General features: G+C 68.6%; 16 protein-coding genes. 6 read left to right on the top strand and 10 right to left on the bottom strand.

The features are described from left to right. Positions 1-89: 89 nt before the first annotated feature. Both ACIHA7_RS28540 and ACIHA7_RS28535 read right to left on the bottom strand, forming a co-directional pair. Positions 90-1,265, bottom strand: coding sequence for an alpha/beta fold hydrolase (locus ACIHA7_RS28540; RefSeq protein ID WP_397294020.1), 1,176 nt, complete (start codon positions 1,263-1,265; stop codon positions 90-92). A gap of 324 nt (positions 1,266-1,589) precedes the next feature. Then, on the bottom strand, positions 1,590-2,021 hold the full coding sequence (locus ACIHA7_RS28535) for a MarR family winged helix-turn-helix transcriptional regulator (protein ID WP_107653959.1): 432 nt from the start codon (positions 2,019-2,021) through the stop codon (positions 1,590-1,592). Positions 2,022-2,073: 52 nt separating this feature from the next. Between ACIHA7_RS28535 and ACIHA7_RS28530 the strand changes: the two genes are divergently transcribed. Next, positions 2,074-3,150 (top strand): substrate-binding domain-containing protein, encoded by a 1,077-nt coding sequence (locus ACIHA7_RS28530; protein ID WP_397294019.1) that lies wholly within the window; start codon positions 2,074-2,076, stop codon positions 3,148-3,150. Between the two features lie 75 nt (positions 3,151-3,225). Here the strand turns inward: ACIHA7_RS28530 and purQ are convergent, their stop codons facing one another. Next, complete coding sequence (gene purQ, locus ACIHA7_RS28525) at positions 3,226-3,903, bottom strand: phosphoribosylformylglycinamidine synthase subunit PurQ (RefSeq protein ID WP_397294018.1); 678 nt, start codon at positions 3,901-3,903, stop codon at positions 3,226-3,228. Then, positions 3,900-4,136, bottom strand: a complete 237-nt coding sequence (gene purS, locus ACIHA7_RS28520) for a phosphoribosylformylglycinamidine synthase subunit PurS (protein WP_194833883.1) — start codon at positions 4,134-4,136, stop codon at positions 3,900-3,902. Before purS ends, purQ begins: the two co-directional genes overlap by 4 nt. A 128-nt stretch (positions 4,137-4,264) precedes the next feature. On the opposite strand from purS, the gene ACIHA7_RS28515 reads away from it, so the two are divergent. Then, positions 4,265-4,909: an MBL fold metallo-hydrolase gene (locus ACIHA7_RS28515; RefSeq protein ID WP_397294017.1), complete on the top strand. Its 645-nt coding sequence runs from the start codon at positions 4,265-4,267 to the stop codon at positions 4,907-4,909. 60 nt (positions 4,910-4,969) lie between these two features. Here the strand turns inward: ACIHA7_RS28515 and ACIHA7_RS28510 are convergent, their stop codons facing one another. Continuing rightward, positions 4,970-6,334, bottom strand: coding sequence for a dipeptidase (locus ACIHA7_RS28510; RefSeq protein WP_397294016.1), 1,365 nt, complete (start codon positions 6,332-6,334; stop codon positions 4,970-4,972). 252 nt (positions 6,335-6,586) lie between these two features. Here ACIHA7_RS28510 and ACIHA7_RS28505 point away from each other — a divergent pair, with 252 nt between their 5' ends. Continuing rightward, on the top strand, positions 6,587-7,984 hold the full coding sequence (locus ACIHA7_RS28505) for a glutamate decarboxylase (protein WP_397294015.1): 1,398 nt from the start codon (positions 6,587-6,589) through the stop codon (positions 7,982-7,984). 46 nt (positions 7,985-8,030) lie between these two features. Here the strand turns inward: ACIHA7_RS28505 and ACIHA7_RS28500 are convergent, their stop codons facing one another. Both ACIHA7_RS28500 and ACIHA7_RS28495 read right to left on the bottom strand, forming a co-directional pair. Further along, positions 8,031-8,732 (bottom strand): DUF2334 domain-containing protein, encoded by a 702-nt coding sequence (locus ACIHA7_RS28500; protein WP_397294014.1) that lies wholly within the window; start codon positions 8,730-8,732, stop codon positions 8,031-8,033. Between the two features lie 90 nt (positions 8,733-8,822). Then, the gene (locus tag ACIHA7_RS28495) at positions 8,823-10,997 is read right to left on the bottom strand and encodes a S9 family peptidase (protein WP_397294013.1); all 2,175 of its coding nucleotides are present in this window, start codon (positions 10,995-10,997) and stop codon (positions 8,823-8,825) included. 146 nt (positions 10,998-11,143) lie between these two features. Here ACIHA7_RS28495 and ACIHA7_RS28490 point away from each other — a divergent pair, with 146 nt between their 5' ends. Beyond that, a complete protein-coding gene (locus ACIHA7_RS28490) occupies positions 11,144-12,013 on the top strand; it encodes an alpha/beta fold hydrolase (RefSeq protein WP_397294012.1) in 870 nt (289 codons plus the stop codon). Between the two features lie 41 nt (positions 12,014-12,054). Here the strand turns inward: ACIHA7_RS28490 and ACIHA7_RS28485 are convergent, their stop codons facing one another. Then, positions 12,055-12,288 carry a hypothetical protein gene (locus ACIHA7_RS28485; protein ID WP_397294011.1) on the bottom strand — a complete coding sequence of 78 codons (234 nt, stop codon included), beginning with the start codon at positions 12,286-12,288 and terminating at the stop codon, positions 12,055-12,057. A gap of 165 nt (positions 12,289-12,453) precedes the next feature. Between ACIHA7_RS28485 and ACIHA7_RS28480 the strand changes: the two genes are divergently transcribed. Together ACIHA7_RS28480 and ACIHA7_RS28475 are read left to right on the top strand one after the other, a co-directional pair. After that, positions 12,454-13,659, top strand: a complete 1,206-nt coding sequence (locus tag ACIHA7_RS28480; RefSeq protein WP_397294010.1) for a sensor histidine kinase — start codon at positions 12,454-12,456, stop codon at positions 13,657-13,659. Next, positions 13,656-14,321, top strand: coding sequence for a response regulator (locus ACIHA7_RS28475; protein ID WP_397294009.1), 666 nt, complete (start codon positions 13,656-13,658; stop codon positions 14,319-14,321). Before ACIHA7_RS28480 ends, ACIHA7_RS28475 begins: the two co-directional genes overlap by 4 nt. Before the next feature lie 4 nt (positions 14,322-14,325). Here ACIHA7_RS28475 and ACIHA7_RS28470 read toward each other — a convergent pair whose 3' ends face one another. Together ACIHA7_RS28470 and ACIHA7_RS28465 are read right to left on the bottom strand one after the other, a co-directional pair. Then, positions 14,326-15,285 carry an alpha/beta hydrolase gene (locus ACIHA7_RS28470; protein ID WP_397294008.1) on the bottom strand — a complete coding sequence of 320 codons (960 nt, stop codon included), beginning with the start codon at positions 15,283-15,285 and terminating at the stop codon, positions 14,326-14,328. 127 nt (positions 15,286-15,412) lie between these two features. Beyond that, the gene (locus ACIHA7_RS28465) at positions 15,413-15,835 is read right to left on the bottom strand and encodes an HIT family protein (protein ID WP_397294007.1); all 423 of its coding nucleotides are present in this window, start codon (positions 15,833-15,835) and stop codon (positions 15,413-15,415) included. Between the last annotated feature and the right edge of the window lie 227 nt (positions 15,836-16,062).

Below are 16,062 nucleotides of genomic sequence, written 5' to 3'. Positions count from 1 at the left end.
CTTTCGGCCGACATCTCGTTTGCCCAAACATGGTTGTCGCAAAGAAACTCGGCGGTGCGCAGCACATCTCGCACCACCGTCTGGAGACGCTAGTTCTGACCCGTCGAAACGGGTTGGATCCGAGCAAGAAAGGCATCGATGGCCGCGTGCATCTCCCGATTGATCTGGAGGTGTCGGCCCGTACCGACCACCATCTTATAGTCCACTCGATTCGCGGTGAATCGGGCTGCCAATGCCGCGTGCAGCGGCGAGGGTACCGAGATGTCGGTCGCGTTGATCAACAACAGGATCGGCGCATCGTAGCCACTGGTCGGCACGCCGAGATAGTCGGCGAGGACGTGCTGGAAGTGCTTGTTGGTCAACGGCTTCGACAGCAGTTGACTGATTCCGGTACCGCCGATCCCCTCGACCATCCGGTCCTGGCACAGCCGGCCGACGGTGTCGAGCACCTCCCGGCCGCGCGGGGTCAGGTAGCTGTCCATGTTCGCGTCCGGCCGAGCGGTGCGCAGTCCGGCGAGCACGCTGGCGACGAACACGGTGAGCGCCTGACCGACCTCGCTGGGCAGGTCGGGTCCCCACGGCCCGGCCATCGGCAGCAGGCTCTCCGCGTCGGAGGCCGGGTCGATCGCGATCGCGCCGCGGAAGTCCAACTCGGGGGCGTAGTTCCGGTGCAGGTGCGCGACTCCCAGCGCGGCATGCCCGCCCTGCGAACCGCCGAGGACCACCCAGGTGCGCGACAGTTCGGCGAAGTGCGACCGTGCCGCCTTGATCAGGCCGATGGTCGCGGTCGCCTCGGTCTTCAGCTCGAGGTACGGGTGCGGGCCGGTGTCGAACCGGCCGAGCCCGAGATAGTCCGGCGCCACCACGGCGAACCCCTTGGACAGGAAGCTCGCCACGAACTTGTCCTCGGCGACGCGCAACTCGGGCCATGGCCCGCTGGCCGGATCGGACTGCGCGCCGCAGCCAGGACCGAGGCCGAAGCTGCCGTGGGCGAAGGCGAGAATCGGCCAGCCGCCCGCCGGCGCCGGATCGGGCGGAATGAGTACCGCACCGCTGGCGGGTTTCGGGGTACCGTCCGAACCGGCCATCCAGTACTCGACGACCGACCCGTTGGCGACGTTGCGCCAACCCGCCGGCTGGGGCAGCACGGAGATCACCGTTCCCGCGGTCGCCGCGTGCGCGGGTACCGAGACCACCCCGGCGGCGAAACAGGCCGCCACAGCGGCAGCCAGGGCCCCGCGTCGCCATGAACCGAACAACCGCATCGGACACCACTTTCCGTTTCGGCGGAGAGAACGTACGCGATGGTGCAGATCGAGATCTTGGTCCAAGTGAAACGGTAGTACGCGGGAGAAGTCCCCGGCGCGCGCCGCCCGGCGTGTCGAGCAAGGGGATCGCAACCTCGCGCACGTGAACCGCTACCGGCGTCCACGGCAGGCAAACTTCAGGATTGCCGACACTTCAAATTTTGCTATGACGAGCGGCCACATTAATTCCATTCGGCACCGCAGAAAGATGGCGCGCAAGGACGGCCGCGGGTGCGTCCGACGACGGATCAGACCGCGCGGAATTCGTCGGACGAATTAGCCCTACTCGGGGTTCGCGGAAACAAGTTCCAATAAACGCATGAGTTCGGCATAGCGCCGCGCACCCATTCGCGTCCGCAGTTCTTGCTCGGCCCGCGACTCCTCGGCCCGCACCGACGCGACCAGCTCCGCACCGAGTCGGCTCAGCCCGATCAGGATCCGCCTGCGGTCGTCCTGGGCCGCCAGCCGGAAGATCAGACCGCGCTCGGCCAGGTAGTCCGCGTGCCGGGTCGCCGAGGACGGCGCCAGCTGCGACCTGGCCGCCAGCTCGCTCATGGTGATGCCGGTCTCACTGGAGAGATTCGACAACATCGACCACTGATCGGCCGTGAGCTGCCTAGCGCACAGTGCGGCGTCCAAGTGACGCAGCCAACCGCGTTCTGCGGCACGCAGCGCACCATGCAGCGTCGAATATCCGCTTACAATGGTCGTCATTGTTATTTCCTGCCTGCCATGAATTTCGCTCGAACGAGAAGAAGAGTACCGAATGTCAGCGTTCGGCGAGAGCCCAGAGGGCACTATCGAGATCCTGAACATAGTCCCCATGCAGGGACCGGGCGGGATCGTGGCACCCTCCTGCGATGCGGCGATTTCCCTTGCCGTCGACGAAATCAACCGGGGCACAGGAATTCTCGGCCGAGAAATTCGTACTACGAATATCGATGGCGGGCGGGCGCCGCACGAGGTGGCCAGCGAAGTTTCCGCACTGCTGGCGACCGGCATGGTGGATGCGATCACCGGTTGGCACACCTCCGCTGTGCGCCGGGTGGTGGCCCGCGCGACCGACAGCCGGGTGCCCTATTTATTCGCCACCGGGCACGAGGGGCTGCCGGACGAGCTGCCCGGGGTGTTGATGCTCGGCGAGCACCCGGCGGGGCAGACACTGCCCGCGCTGCAGTGGCTCGAACGCGAGCACGGCGTGCGCCGCTGGGCCATCATCGGCAACGACTACATCTGGCCGCGTGAATCGGCCAAGGCGATCCGCAACAGCCTGACCGACCCCGGCGCCATCGTGCTGGAGCGCTTCGTGCCGCTCGGCGCTCCCGACTTCGGCGACTTCCTCGGCCATCCGGCGCTGGACCGGGCCGACGGCGTGGTGATCCTGATGGTCGGCGCGGACGTGTCCCGGTTCAACCGGCAGTTCGCCGCGACCGGGCGCGCGGCGACCCAGCTGCGGATCAGCCCCGCGGCGGACGAGAACGTGTTGCTGGCGGGCGGCCCGGGCGCCAACCAGAACTTCTATGCCGCGTCCAGTTTCTTCATCGACGAGCGCACCGCGGACGGGCGGGAGCGGGTCGGCCGCTACCGCAAACTGCACGGTGAGTTCGCGCCGGCGCTCACCAGTTTCAGCAACATGACCTACGAGGCCATCCACACCCTCGCCGGACTCGCGCACGCGGTGGGCTCGCTGCGGGTGCCCGATGTGCTCGGCGCGATCGATCACGGTGTACTGCTCGAAACCCCCGGCGGGCTGCGCGCTTTCCAGGGCAACCAGGCCATCCAGCACGGTTATATCGCCCGTGCGAACGGGGTCGAGTTCGACATCGTCGCCAGAATCACCTGAGCCGCACTCCCTATCGAGCGCACCACGCATTCATACGGTGCGTGATGGCTCGAAAAGGTGTGCGGCTCTGGGTGGTTACGCGGAGACCAGGGCGTCCAGCACCGAGAGGAACAGGCCGAGGCCGTCGTCGCTCGGGCCGGTCAGTGCCTCGGTCGCGTGCTCCGGGTGCGGCATCAGGCCGACGACGCGGCCGTCGGCCGAGGCGATGCCCGCGATGCCGCGCTGCGAACCGTTCGGGTTGTCGCCCGCGTAGCGGAAGACCACCCGGCCCTCACCCTCCAGCTCGTCGAGCACGGCGGGCGCGGCCTGGAAACGCCCCTCACCGGACTTCAGCGGGATCAAAATCTGCGCGCCTGCCTCGTAGCGCGAGGTCCACACCGTGGACGCCGATTCCACCCGCAGCCACTCGTCCCGGCAGATGAAGTGCAGCCCCTCGTTGCGGGTCAGCGCGCCGGGCAACAGGCCCGCTTCGCACAGCACCTGGAAGCCGTTGCAGATGCCGAGCACCGGCAGGCCGGCCTTGGCGGCCCGCACGACCTCGCCCATCACCGGCGCGAACCGGGCGATGGCACCCGCGCGCAGGTAGTCACCGTAGGAGAAACCGCCGGGCACGACCACCGCGTCGACCTGCTTCAGGTCGGCGTCGGCGTGCCACAGGCTGACCGCCTCGGCGCCCGCCAGGCGCACCGCCCTGGCCGCGTCGACATCATCGAGCGTGCCAGGAAAGGTGATGACTCCGATGCGCGCCGTCATGACAGGCGGGTGACCTTCCACTCCTCGATCACGGTGTTGCACAACAGCGACTCCGCGATCTGCTCGAGCTCGGCGTCACCGACGGTGTCGTCGACATCGAGTTCGAATCGCTTGCCCTGCCGTACATCCGAGATGCCCTCGAATCCCAGGCGCGGGAGCGCACCGACGATGGCCTGTCCCTGGGGGTCCAGGATCTCAGCCTTCGGCATCACCTCGACCACGACTCGTGCCACGCGTTGCTCCTCATGTGGTGGTGGGGGGTTACCTGAGCAGCGTAGTTGTGCTGGTTGCTCGCGGCATCCTCGGGGTCGGCCAAAATCGGCGGGGTGCCGCGGTCGCGGTCCGGCAATAACATGGCGGGATGCGCATAGCTCACTTCGGCCACTCCTGCCTGCTCGTCGAGCTACACGGCAAGAAGGTGCTGTTCGACCCAGGCACCTTCTCGCACGGTTTCGAAGGGCTCACCGAGCTGGACGCCATCGCGATCACCCACCAGCACCCCGACCACATCGACCCGAACCGGATCGAGGCCCTGGTCGACGCCAACCCCGGCGCCCGGTTGCTGGCCGATCCGCAGACCGCCCAGCAGCGCGGCGAGCGGTGGGAGGCGGTGCACGCGGGCAACGTGCTCACCCTCGGCGACCTGCGGATCACCGGCGGTGGCGGCAGGCACGCGGTGATTCACCCGGACATCCCGGTCGTCGACAACACCGTGTTCCAGTTGGGTACCCCCGACGATCCGGCGCAGCTGGTGCACCCCGGCGACTCGCTGTGGGTGCCGCCGGTCCCGGTCGGCGTGCTCGCGATCCCGGCGGCCGCGCCGTGGATGAAGCTCAGCGAGGCGGTGGACTACCTGCGCGCGGTCGCGCCGCGCACCGCGCTGCCCATCCACTACGGCATCATCGCGCAGGAGGCACAGGGCATCTACTTCGGCAGGCTCTCCGAAATGGGCCCAGCCGGTACGGAATTCACGGTGGTGGAGCCGGAAGACCAGCGCGAGTTCTAGCACTTCGGTTGCGCCACCTGCCCTCTCGGATTCCGCCGGGACGACAGGTGGCCGCCGTTGCTAGCGGGATCGCTCGGCGTAGTTCAGCAGGAACAGCGCCTCGGCCAACGCCATGTGCTCGATCTCGGAGGGGTCCACGCTCTCATTGGGGGCGTGGATCAGGCACTTCGGTTCCTCGACTCCGAGCAGCATGATCTCGGCCTCGGGGTAGGTGTCGGCGAAGACGTTGCACAGCGGAATCGAGCCACCCTGCCCCTGCGTGGTGGCGGCGCGGCCGTACGACGCGGCCAGCGCCGCCTCCATCGCCTCGCGGGCCGGACCGCCGTTCCCGGACCGGAACGGTGCGCCGATGCCGTCCAGTTCGATGGTGAGTTCGGCGTTCCACGGTGTGTTCGCCTCGAGGTGTGCGACGAGGGCCTTGCGCGCCTCCTCCGGGTCGGTGCCCGGCGGGATACGCAGACTGAGCCTGGCGCGCGCCGAGGGCTGGATGGCGGCGGTCGAACCGACCACCGGCGGGACGTCGATCCCGAGCACCGTCAAAGCCGGTCGCGCCCAGAGCATGTCGGAGACCGAGCCGTCACCGATCAGCTCGACACCGCGCAGCACACCCGCGTCGGTGCGGAACTGGTCCTCCCCGTACTGGACGCCGGACCAACGCTGATCGTTCGGCAGCCCGGCCACCGTGGTGTTGCCGTGGGCGTCGCGCAGCGAGGCGAGCAGGTGGATCAGCGCGGTGAGCGCGTCCGGGGCGGCACCGCCGAACATGCCGGAATGCAAAGGGCCCGCCATGGTTCGGACGGTGACGATCACGCTCACGCCGCCACGCAGGGTTTCGGTCAGCGTCGGCACGCCCGCGGCGAAGTTGCCGCAGTCGCCGATCAGAATCGTGTCCGCCCGCAACAGCTCCGGGTTGGCCTCGACGAACCGCTCCAGCCCGCCGGTGCCCTGCTCCTCGGAGCCCTCGGCGACCATCAGCACACCGAGCGGCAGGTCGGGCCCCAGCGCGCGCAGCGCCGTGAGGTGCATGACGATGTTGCCCTTGCAGTCGGCGGCGCCACGGCCGTACCAGCGGCCGTTCTTCTCGGTCAGCTCCCAGACCGGCGTGCGCCAGGCGGCGGTGTCCAGTGGCGGCTGCACGTCGTAGTGGCAGTACAGCAGCACCGTCGGAGCGTCGGGCGGGCCGGGGCGGCCGGCGATGACGGCCTTGCTGCCGTCCGGTGTTTCGTGCAACCCCACCCTGGTCAGCCCCGCTGCGGCGAACGCGTCGGCCACCCACTGCGCGGCGCGCTCACACTCCTCCGGCGGGAACTGGCGCGGATCCGCCACCGACTTGAACGAAACAAGCTGCGTCAGATCGGTTTTCGCCTGCGGCATGAGCGCGGCCACCTTGCTGCGCAGCTCGGCGGTGCGGGAATCGTCGGTCATGGCCAGCGCCTCACTTCTTCGTGTCGTCGCGCTCTCGTCGCGCACCCGGATACGGAAACGGTCCCCCCACGGCAGCGCCGCTGCCGCACTGTGGCACGAACCGCTCAGCTCGAAGGTTGAAGGTAGTCGACCGAGCAGTCCGTGTCGCCCGACTTACCGGCGCAGGCATCGGCCGCCGGGGGCGAGAGGTGTGTGATGGTGGAGAGCGACTGCAGTTCGGTACCCGCACGCCGACACTCCGGAGGCCATCCGATGTCCTACAGCGCAGACTCCGAGGACCTGTTCGCCCTACCCGGCATGAGCCGGGTCGCCCCCAAGGCCGGCTTCCCACAGCACGAGTTGTTCGCCGAGGTCGCCTACGAAATCGTGCACGACGAACTCATGCTCGACGGCGTCTCCCGGATGAACCTGGCGACCTTCTGCAGCACCTGGGTGGACGACCAGGCGCGCAGGCTGATGGCCGAGTCGCTGGACAAGAACATCGTCGACAAGGACGAATATCCGCAGACCGCGGAGCTCGAGCGCCGCTGCGTCCGGATGATCGCCGACCTGTGGCATTGTCCCGATCCGTCTACCACGCACGGCACCTCGACCACCGGGTCCAGCGAGGCCGCGATGCTCGGCGGGCTCGCGGCCAAGTTCCGCTGGCGGCAGCGCGGCGGCACCGGCACACCCAATTTCGTGTGCGGGCCGGTGCAAGTCTGCTGGGAGAAGTTCGCGCGGTATTTCGACGTCGAGATCCGCCGCGTTCCGCTGCGCGGGGACCGCCTGACCATGCACCCGGACGACGTGGCCGCCTACTGCGACGAGCGAACCATCATGGTGGTGCCGACCTTCGGGCAGACGTTCACGGGGCTGTTCGAGGACGTGGCGGGCATCAGCGGCGCGCTGGATCGGCTACAAGCGGCGAGCGGCCTGGACATCCCGATCCATGTGGACGCGGCCAGCGGCGGCTTCCTCGCCCCGTTCACCGCCCCGGACCTGGTGTGGGACTTCCGGCTGCCGCGAGTGAAGTCGATCAACGCCTCCGGCCACAAAACCGGGCTCGCGCCACTCGGTGTCGGCTGGGCGATCTGGCGCGAGGCCGCCGATCTGCCCGCCGAGCTGGTCTTCGAGGTGGATTATCTCGGCGGCAGCATCGGCACCTTCAATCTCAATTTTTCCCGCCCCGGCGGTCAGGCGATCGCGCAGTACTACGAGTTCATCCGGCTCGGCCGCACCGGATACACCCGCGTGCAGTCCGCGATCTACCGTGCGGCCCGGCACCTGGCGGCGGGTCTGCGGGAGCTCGGGGTGTTCGAGATGATCCACGACGGCGATCCACACCGGGGCATTGCCGCCGTGGCGTGGCGGTCGAGCGGCGATCCCGGGTTCAACCTGTACGACTTGTCGGATCGGTTGCGCAGCCGGGGCTGGCTGATCGCCGCCTACCCGCTGCCCGCAAACCGGGAGCACGAGACGATCATGCGGGCGGTGATCCGGCACGGCTTCACCGTCGACATGGCCGATCTGTTGCTGGCCGACTTCGACCGATGTGTGAAACAGCTGGCGCGGCATCCGTTTTCGACCTCGCTCACCAGGCGGGAAGCGGGAGGCTTCACGCACAGCGCGACGGCGGTGGTGCCCGACGAGCAGATCGAGCCTGCCTGATCGTGCCTGTGCGCGACGTTGTCGACGCGCGGCGTCGCACCATCGTTCAGGCCGCGCGCGCGATGGCGGGCGGCTCCCAGCGGTAGACCGCGCCCGCGGCGCCGTGGAACAGGGCGAGGTCGACGGCGTCGAGCATCGCCTGGCGCGGCCCGGACCGCTCCAGCTGAGCGGCCGAGACCGCGAGGCGCAGCAAACCGCCGCGACGCGCGATCCGCGCGGCACCCATCACCATGGCCCGACACCACCACGGTTCGGCGCGGAAACCCTCGCCGATGCCGTACACCCGAACCTTCTGCGCCACATTGTGTTCCAGGTCAAGGATCGAGGTGAGCCCGAGCGCGACCCGGAAGCCGACCTCGGGCAGTGCCTCGATCGCGCCCGCGGAGGCGTCCCAGCGCGGCGCGGCGAACAGGCGGGTGCGCAGCTCCACCCGCTCCATCACCCGGTCCGCGGCGGTGAGCCGCAGCCGCGCCTCGTGCCGTGGCAGCGTGGCGAATTCGGCGCGGCGGCGCTTGGTCGCCGCCTGGTCGTAACCGTGCAGCACGATCGCATCGCCGCGCGCCCGGCGCCCGCGCAGCCACGCCTGCGTCGCGGGATCCTCGACCAGCTTGTACTTGCCCTTCAACCGGGGCGCCACCAGCAGCGACAGTGGCACCCCCCGCTGATCCATCTCGGCGGCGAACTCGATCGCCGCATCCCGAGTGGTGTCCCTGATTCCGGAAATCGAGACGATCAGCTCAGCGTTCATGAACCCACGGTGCCAGGGGCAGATGTACTGAACGTGCAGGCCGGATGACCGTGCGACGAACTCCCTGACACACGTTCTCTTCGGTTCGGCCTACGCGTCGGCCAGACCGACCCGGTCCAGCACCCAGGCGTACTCGAAGGCGACTTCCTTCCACTTCTCGTAGCGCCCGCTCACCCCGCCGTGACCCGCGCTCATCTCGGTCTTCAGCAGCAGTGGCGCGTCACCGGTCTTGGTGGCGCGCAGCTTCGCGACCCACTTGGCCGGTTCGACGTAGAGCACGCGGGTGTCGTTGAGGCTGGTGATCGCCAGGATGGCCGGGTAGTCCTTGGCCTCGACGTTCTCGTACGGGGCGTAGGACTTCATGTAGTCGTAGACGTCCTTGTCCGCCAACGGGTTACCCCACTCGTCCCATTCGATGACGGTCAGCGGCAGCGACGGGTCGAGGATGGAGGTGAGCGGGTCGACGAACGGAACATTCGCCAGGATGCCGGTGAACAGCTCCGGCGCCAGGTTCGCCACCGCGCCCATCAGCAGCCCGCCCGCGCTACCACCGTCGGCGATCATCCGGTCCGCCGCGGTCACACCGGTGTCGATCAGATGCCGTGCGCAAGCGACGAAGTCGGTGAAGGTGTTCTTCTTGGTGAGGGTCTTGCCGTGCTCGTACCAGAGCCTGCCCATCTCGCCGCCGCCGCGCACGTGCGCGACCGCGAACACCATGCCACGGTCCAGCAGCGACAGGCGCGAGACGGAGAAGGACGGATCCATGCTGGCCTCGTAGGAGCCGTACCCGTACAGCAGCAAGGGCTTCGGCGCATCCTCCGGCAGCCCCTTCTTCCACACCAGCGAGATCGGCACCCGGGTGCCGTCCTCGGCGACCGCCCAATCCCGGTGCTGCTCATAGTCGTTCGCGTCGTAGCCGCCCAGCACCGGCTGCTCCTTGCGCAGCAGCAGATCGCCGGTGGCAGGCACGTAGTCGAACACCTGCACCGGGGTGATGAACGAGGTCAGCCCGATGCGCAGGGTCGGCTGCGCCCACTCCGGGTTGGCGCCCGCGCCCACCGCGAACAGCTCCAGGTCGAACTCCAGCTCACGCCGCTCGCCGTACCCGCTCTCGGTCAGCGGCCAGACCGCAACCCTGGTCAGGGCCTCGCGCCGGTAGCTCAGCACCAGGTGATCGGCGTAGGCGTCGATATCCTCGAGCCGCACGTCGTCGCGGTGCTCGATCAACAGCCGCAGGTTCGCCGGGTCGGCGACCGGGGCGTCGGCGAGCACGAAGTTCTCCGCCTTCACGCCGTCGACCACGTCGTTGTGCAGGATCAGGAAGCGGTCCTCGCCGCCGACCACCGCGTGCTCGGCGGAGTACTCGACGCCCTCGCGGCGCGGCAGGATGACCCGGAACTCACCCTCGGGGTCGTCGGACTCGAGCACCCAGCCCTCGGTGGTGATCTTGGAACCGACCCAGATCATCAGGTACTTCTCCGAGCGGGTCGAGGTGATGCTCACCCAGTAGCGCTCGTCGGGCTCGTGGAACACCTTCACATCGGCCGCCGTCGGGCTGCCGAGGCGGTGCCGCCACACGGTGTCGGGCCGCCAGGACTCGTCGACGGTCTGGTAGAAGACGTGCGTGCCGTCCAGCGACCAGGTCGCGCCGGGCGCCGTCTCGGCGATCGCGTCGGGCAGCATCTCGCCGGTGCGCAGGTCCTTGAAGCGCAGCACGTAACGCTCGTCGCCTACGGTGTCCACCGAGTAGGCCAGCAGGTTGCCGTCGTGGCTGAGCGAGAACGCGCCGAGCGCGAAGAAATCGTGGCCCTCGGCCACCACATTGCTATCCAGCAGCACCTCTTCGCCCGGCACCTCGGTGCCCGCCTCCAGCTGCGGCGGGGTCCAGGCGTCGATGCCCTCGGCGTCGGCCGCGATCGGACACCGGCAGTGCACGCCGTACTGCTTGCCCTCGAAGCTGCGCGAGTAGTACCAGTAGTCGCCCATCCTGGTCGGCACGGACAGGTCCGTCTCCTGGGTGCGCCCCTTGATCTCGTCGAAGATCGAGTCGCGCAGCCGCGCCAGGTGCGCGGTCTGCGCCTCGGTATAGGCGTTCTCCGCCTCGAGGTGCGCGATGACCTCCGGGTTGTCCTTGTCCCGCAGCCACTCGTACTCGTCGATGAACACATCGCCGTGGTGCACGCGTTCGGTGGGCACCGTCTTGGCGATCGGCGGCGCCGCCCCGTCGAGGTCTGAGATCGTTCCGGTACCGCTGTCGAGAGCCATGCGCTCCACCGTAGCGGCGTGACCACCGCCCGTCCCGGCAGGACCCGGCACCGCCGCTGCTCGAGCCGGTCGCCGCGCCGCACCGGCGATCGGTGCGCGCCGAAAATCCGGTGCGCCAGGGTCGATGAGTTGATCATGATGGCGGCATGAACGTGTCCGTCGATGACCCGGCTCGACTCGGTACGACCAGGCTGCCGGATGGGCGAGCGCTCGGATGGTCGGAGTGGGGGCCGGCCGACGGCGTGCCGGTCCTGTTGTGTCCGGGTGCGGCGACGAGCCGCTGGCTCGGGTTCGGCACCGATCTGCTCGCACCGCTCGGGGTTCGTCTCATCTCGGTCGACCGTCCCGGGCTGGGCGTCTCGACGTCCGCGCCTGGGCGAACGTTGCTCGATTTCGCCGAGGACATGCGCGCCTTCACCACCGCGCGGCAGCTGGGTCGCCCGGCGGTGGTGGGGAATTCGCAGGGCGCACCGTTCGCGCTCGCGTGCGCGCAGGCGGGCGTTGCGACCGTGTCGGCCGTGGTTTCTGGTGCGGACGACATCGCCGCACCGGAGTTCGCGACCGCCCTACCGGAAACGCTGCGCGACCTCGTCGACAAGGCTGCCCGTGACGCAGACGAGGCCGAGCGATTCTTCGCCGAATTCACCGCAGCAGCCATGTGGGACATGGTGATCGAGACGAGCGCGCCGTCCGACGTCGCCGTGTACCGGCAGCCGAGGTTCGCGGCGGCCTATCGCCGTGCGCTGGCCGAGGCGTTCGCGCCGGGCGCGGGCGGGTATGCCCGCGACACCGTGCTCGCCATGCGCAGGTGGCCGTTGCGGCTCGACCGAATCACGGTGCCGGTCGATATCTGGTACGGCGCGCTGGACACCGGCCACTCCCCCGACCATGGCGCCTTGTTGACCACTCGGATCCCCGGCGCACGCCGCCACCTCGTGCCCGATGCGGGCGGCGCGCTGCTGTGGACGCATGCCGAAGCGGTTTTGACCACCCTGCTGGCGCGGCTGCGCGCCTGACCCTCGCCGGATGCCCATTGCGGCGCACACGGGCCGCGGCGTCAGGCTTCGAGCAGCTTCACCTTGTGGTTCGCGCGTCCGGCGAGCAGCGCGCCTGCGGCGGCGAGGACGACGAGCACGGTGAGTTGACCGCCCCAGCCGCCGGGGACCCAGTCGAGCAGGCCCCATACCTGGGATTTGCTGTGGTCGATCAGGAGGCGGATCACGGCTTGGGCGGACGCGACCATCACCACGATGCCGACGATCTGCAGTCCGACCCACGCGTTCTTGCCCATGATGTGCTCCGTTTCTCGGTTGGCTGGCAGTGCGCGTCCCATGGTGGTGACGGCCTCGGTCATCGCACATCGGCCGGCGGTCGACGGGTGATTCATCCTTTGGTCGATCCGAATTCGCCCTGCAGGGCGATGCGCGGGTGATCGGCCGCCACCTACAGTCGCGGCATGTCCACCACGCCTCCGTCGTCGGCGCCGCCGCTGCGGCTCTGGTCGCACGCCTGGCGGACGACGGCGGTCGTGGCCATCGGCCTGGTGGCGTGGTCCGGGACCAGGACGGAGACGGCGCCGCTCGAGGGGGCGCTGCTCACCTGGTTCCAGATCGGCGATCCGCTGCTCGGCGTGGTGTGCCTGCTGCTCACCTTTTTGCGACGCAGATATCCGGTGACCATCGCGGCGATCGTGCTGGTGCTGTCCACCGCCTCGGTGAGTTCCAACGGCGCGGCGGCACTGGTGCTGTGTTCCCTGGCCACCCGGCGGCGTTACCCCGAGACGATCGCGCTGTCCATCGTCTGCATCGGCACCGGTCTGCTCACCAATAGCCTGATTTACCCGAAAAAGCCGGACGTGCAGCCGGATTGGTATGGTCCGTCGGTGCTCACGGCGGGCGTCGCAGCCATTGTCGCGGTCGGCTTCGCGGTCGGCGCGCGGCGAGATCTGGTGTGGTCGTTGCGCTCTCGTGCGGAGACCGCCGAGCGGGAACAGCACGCGCGGGCCGCCGAGGCACGCCTGCTCGAGCGCCACCGCATCGCCCGCGAGATGCATGATGTGCTGGCACATCGCATTTCGGTGGTGGCCATGCACGCCGGCGCGCTCGGCTTCCGCACCGATCTGACCAAGGAGCAGACGACCGCCACCGCGAAAACCATTGCCGAGAACGCGCATCTCGCGTTGCAGGAATTGCGCGAAGTACTCGGCGTGCTGCGCACCAGCGACGAGGCACTGACCGGCGCGCCGGAACCGCCGCAGCCGACGCTCGCCGATCTCACCCGCCTGGTCGACGAGGCGCGCTCGGCGGGCATGGATGTGTCGATCATCGACACCACCACAGCCGATCTGCCGGCGACCAGCGCGCGCACCGCGTATCGCATCGCCCAGGAGGGACTGACCAACGCGCGCAAACACTCCCCCGGCGCCCCGGTCCGGGTGCGCATCGACGGCGGGCCCGGCCAGGACTTGACCGTCGATGTCGGCAACTCAGCGCCACTGCGACCCGGGCTCGCGCTACCGTCGTCCGGCTACGGCCTGCTCGGGCTCGCCGAGCGGGCCGAATTGGTCGGCGGCACATTGGACTACGGTCACGACGCGGCCGGCGGCTTCCATCTGCGGGCGGTGCTGCCGTGGCCCGCGGCTGTCGCGACGAGCGACCGGTGAGTGCCCGCATCCGGGTGCTCGTCGTCGACGACGAGCCGCTGGCTCGCTCGGCGCTGACGCTGATCCTCGGCGGCGATCCCGAGCTGGAACTGGTCGGCGAGGCCGCCGACGGTGCCCAGGCGGTCGCGCTGGTCCGCGCGCAGTCGCCCGACCTCGTGCTGATGGATATCCGGATGCCGGTCCGAGACGGGCTCGACGCCACCCGCGAGCTACTGCGCCTGACCGACCCGCCGCGGGTGGTGGTGCTGACCACCTTCGACGCCGACGACATGGTGTTGCGAGCGTTGCGGATCGGAGCGCACGGGTTTCTGCTCAAGGACACGCCGCCCGCCGAGATCGTCGCCGCCGTCAAACAGGTCGCGGCGGGTCGGCCGATGCTCTCGCCGAGCGTTACCGCGCAACTGATCTCGGTCGCCACCGCCGGGCCGAGTACCGACGAGACGGCGCGCCGACAGGCTCGGGACGCACTCAGTTCGTTGACCGAACGGGAACGCGACGTCGCCGAAGCCATCGGCCGCGGTCTGTCCAACTCCGATATCGCCAAGGAGTTGCGGCTGAGCGTGGCGACGGTGAAGTCCTACACCAGCAGGCTGCTCGCCAAGCTCGACGCCGAGAATCGGGTACAGATCGCGATTGTCGTGCTGAACGCGGGCAGGCCCTAGGGCGTCAAGCGCCGATTGCCGGGGCGATGGTTGGCCAGGACGCGTGCAGTGTGTCCTGCCAGTAGGACCAGGAGTGAGTCCCGGTGGCGCTGTAGTCGATTCGGGCGGGGATGCCGAGGCCGCGCAGGCGCTGCTCGAACGCGACCACACAGGTGTTGATGCCGACCTCGACCGGGCCGCCGAGGAAAATGTTTTCCGCCAGTTGGGGTTTGATCTCCAGCTCATGTTGACCGGGGATACCGGTGCCGCTGGACAGGTAGATTGTCTTGCCGCGCAGGCGTTCTGCCAACAGTGCCGGATCGTGTTCGGCCCAGGCCGGGCTGCCGGGTGCGCCCCACATATTGAGCGGGTTGCCGCCACGGTTCGCGATCGAGAACATCACACCGCCCGTCGCCAGGCCGGTGTCGGGGCAGGCGCTGTAACCCGCGACGGCGCGATACAGCCACGGCTTGCGGGCGGCCAGGATGAACGCCGCGTTGCCGCCCATCGACAGTCCACCGATCGCGTTGACGCCGTTGCCGTTGAACCAGCCGTCGATCAGCGGCGGCAACTCCTCGGTCAGAAACGTCTCCCACTGGTAGCGCCCGAATCGGGGATCGTCGGCCGCCCAATCGGTGTAGTAGCTGGCCTGGCCGCCGACCGGCAGCACCACATTGACGTTCGATCCCGCGAAGAACCGCTCCGCGTCGGTGGCGTTGGTCCAGGTGCTCTGGGTGAGCCCCGGATCGAGGCCGTCGAGCAGGTAGTAGGCCGGGCGTGGGCCGCCGCCCGCCGGGTGCAGCACCTGCACCTGCACCGTGCGCCCCATCGCGGGCGAGTCGATGAACACCGCGGCGCGCGTCGGGCTCAGGTTCTCGACCCGCTCGATTTGTGCGGCCGAGGCCGTGGCAGGACCGATGGCCGCAGGGCCGAGTACCGCGAGCGCCAAGATCAGCACTGCCGCAGCAACTGGTGTTCGACGCATGCTCACACCTCCATCACCGCATCCCAACGGCTTTTAAAGGTAGCTCACCGCAGGTTATCGGGGAAGAGATGGCGCGTGCTGGCGTTCAGACAGCAATCATCAGTTCGGGCGCAGGCCTGCGAACCGCTCAGCGGCTAAGCGCACCACGAATCGACCCGGCCAGATAATCCAGATCGGCCCGCCGCGGACTGGTCGGCCGCCCCCGCAACCCGAACCCGTCCCCCGGCGTCCGCGGGATCACATGCAGGTGCACATGGAACACCTCCTGCCCCGCCGTCACCCCGTCCGCCAGAAAGAAATTCACCCCATCACACCCCACCTCACTGGTCCGCAGCGCCGCCGCGATCCGCTGCCCCACCTGAAACAACTTCCCCCCGACCACCGGATCCAACTCCGCCAGACTCCGCGCCACCACCTTAGGCACCACCAGCACATGCCCCGGCGTCATCGGCCGAATATCCATGAACGCCAACACATCATCGTCCTCATACACCCGGCTGGCCTCCGCCCGACCGGCGATGATGTCCCCAAAAATCGTGTACGGATTCACCCCGAAACCCTAACGCTCCACCCCGCTCCCGGCCCTCGACAAATTCGCTACCCGCGACCGGGCGGCAAAGCCCATACTGACGGCAGCTCCCGGCACTAGCTGGGAGAAGTGGACCCGGCTCGTCACCGGACGATGGGAAGTCGGATTGCGCGGGTGGCTACGCAATCGCGTAGCCACCGAGCACCAGATGCAGTAGCATTGAGCCAGCTCCTGGCACTAGCTGGGAG

This window comes from Nocardia sp. NPDC052316, assembly GCF_044547795.1.
Taxonomy (GTDB): domain Bacteria; phylum Actinomycetota; class Actinomycetes; order Mycobacteriales; family Mycobacteriaceae; genus Nocardia.
This window is presented reverse-complemented; position numbering and strand designations above follow the sequence as displayed.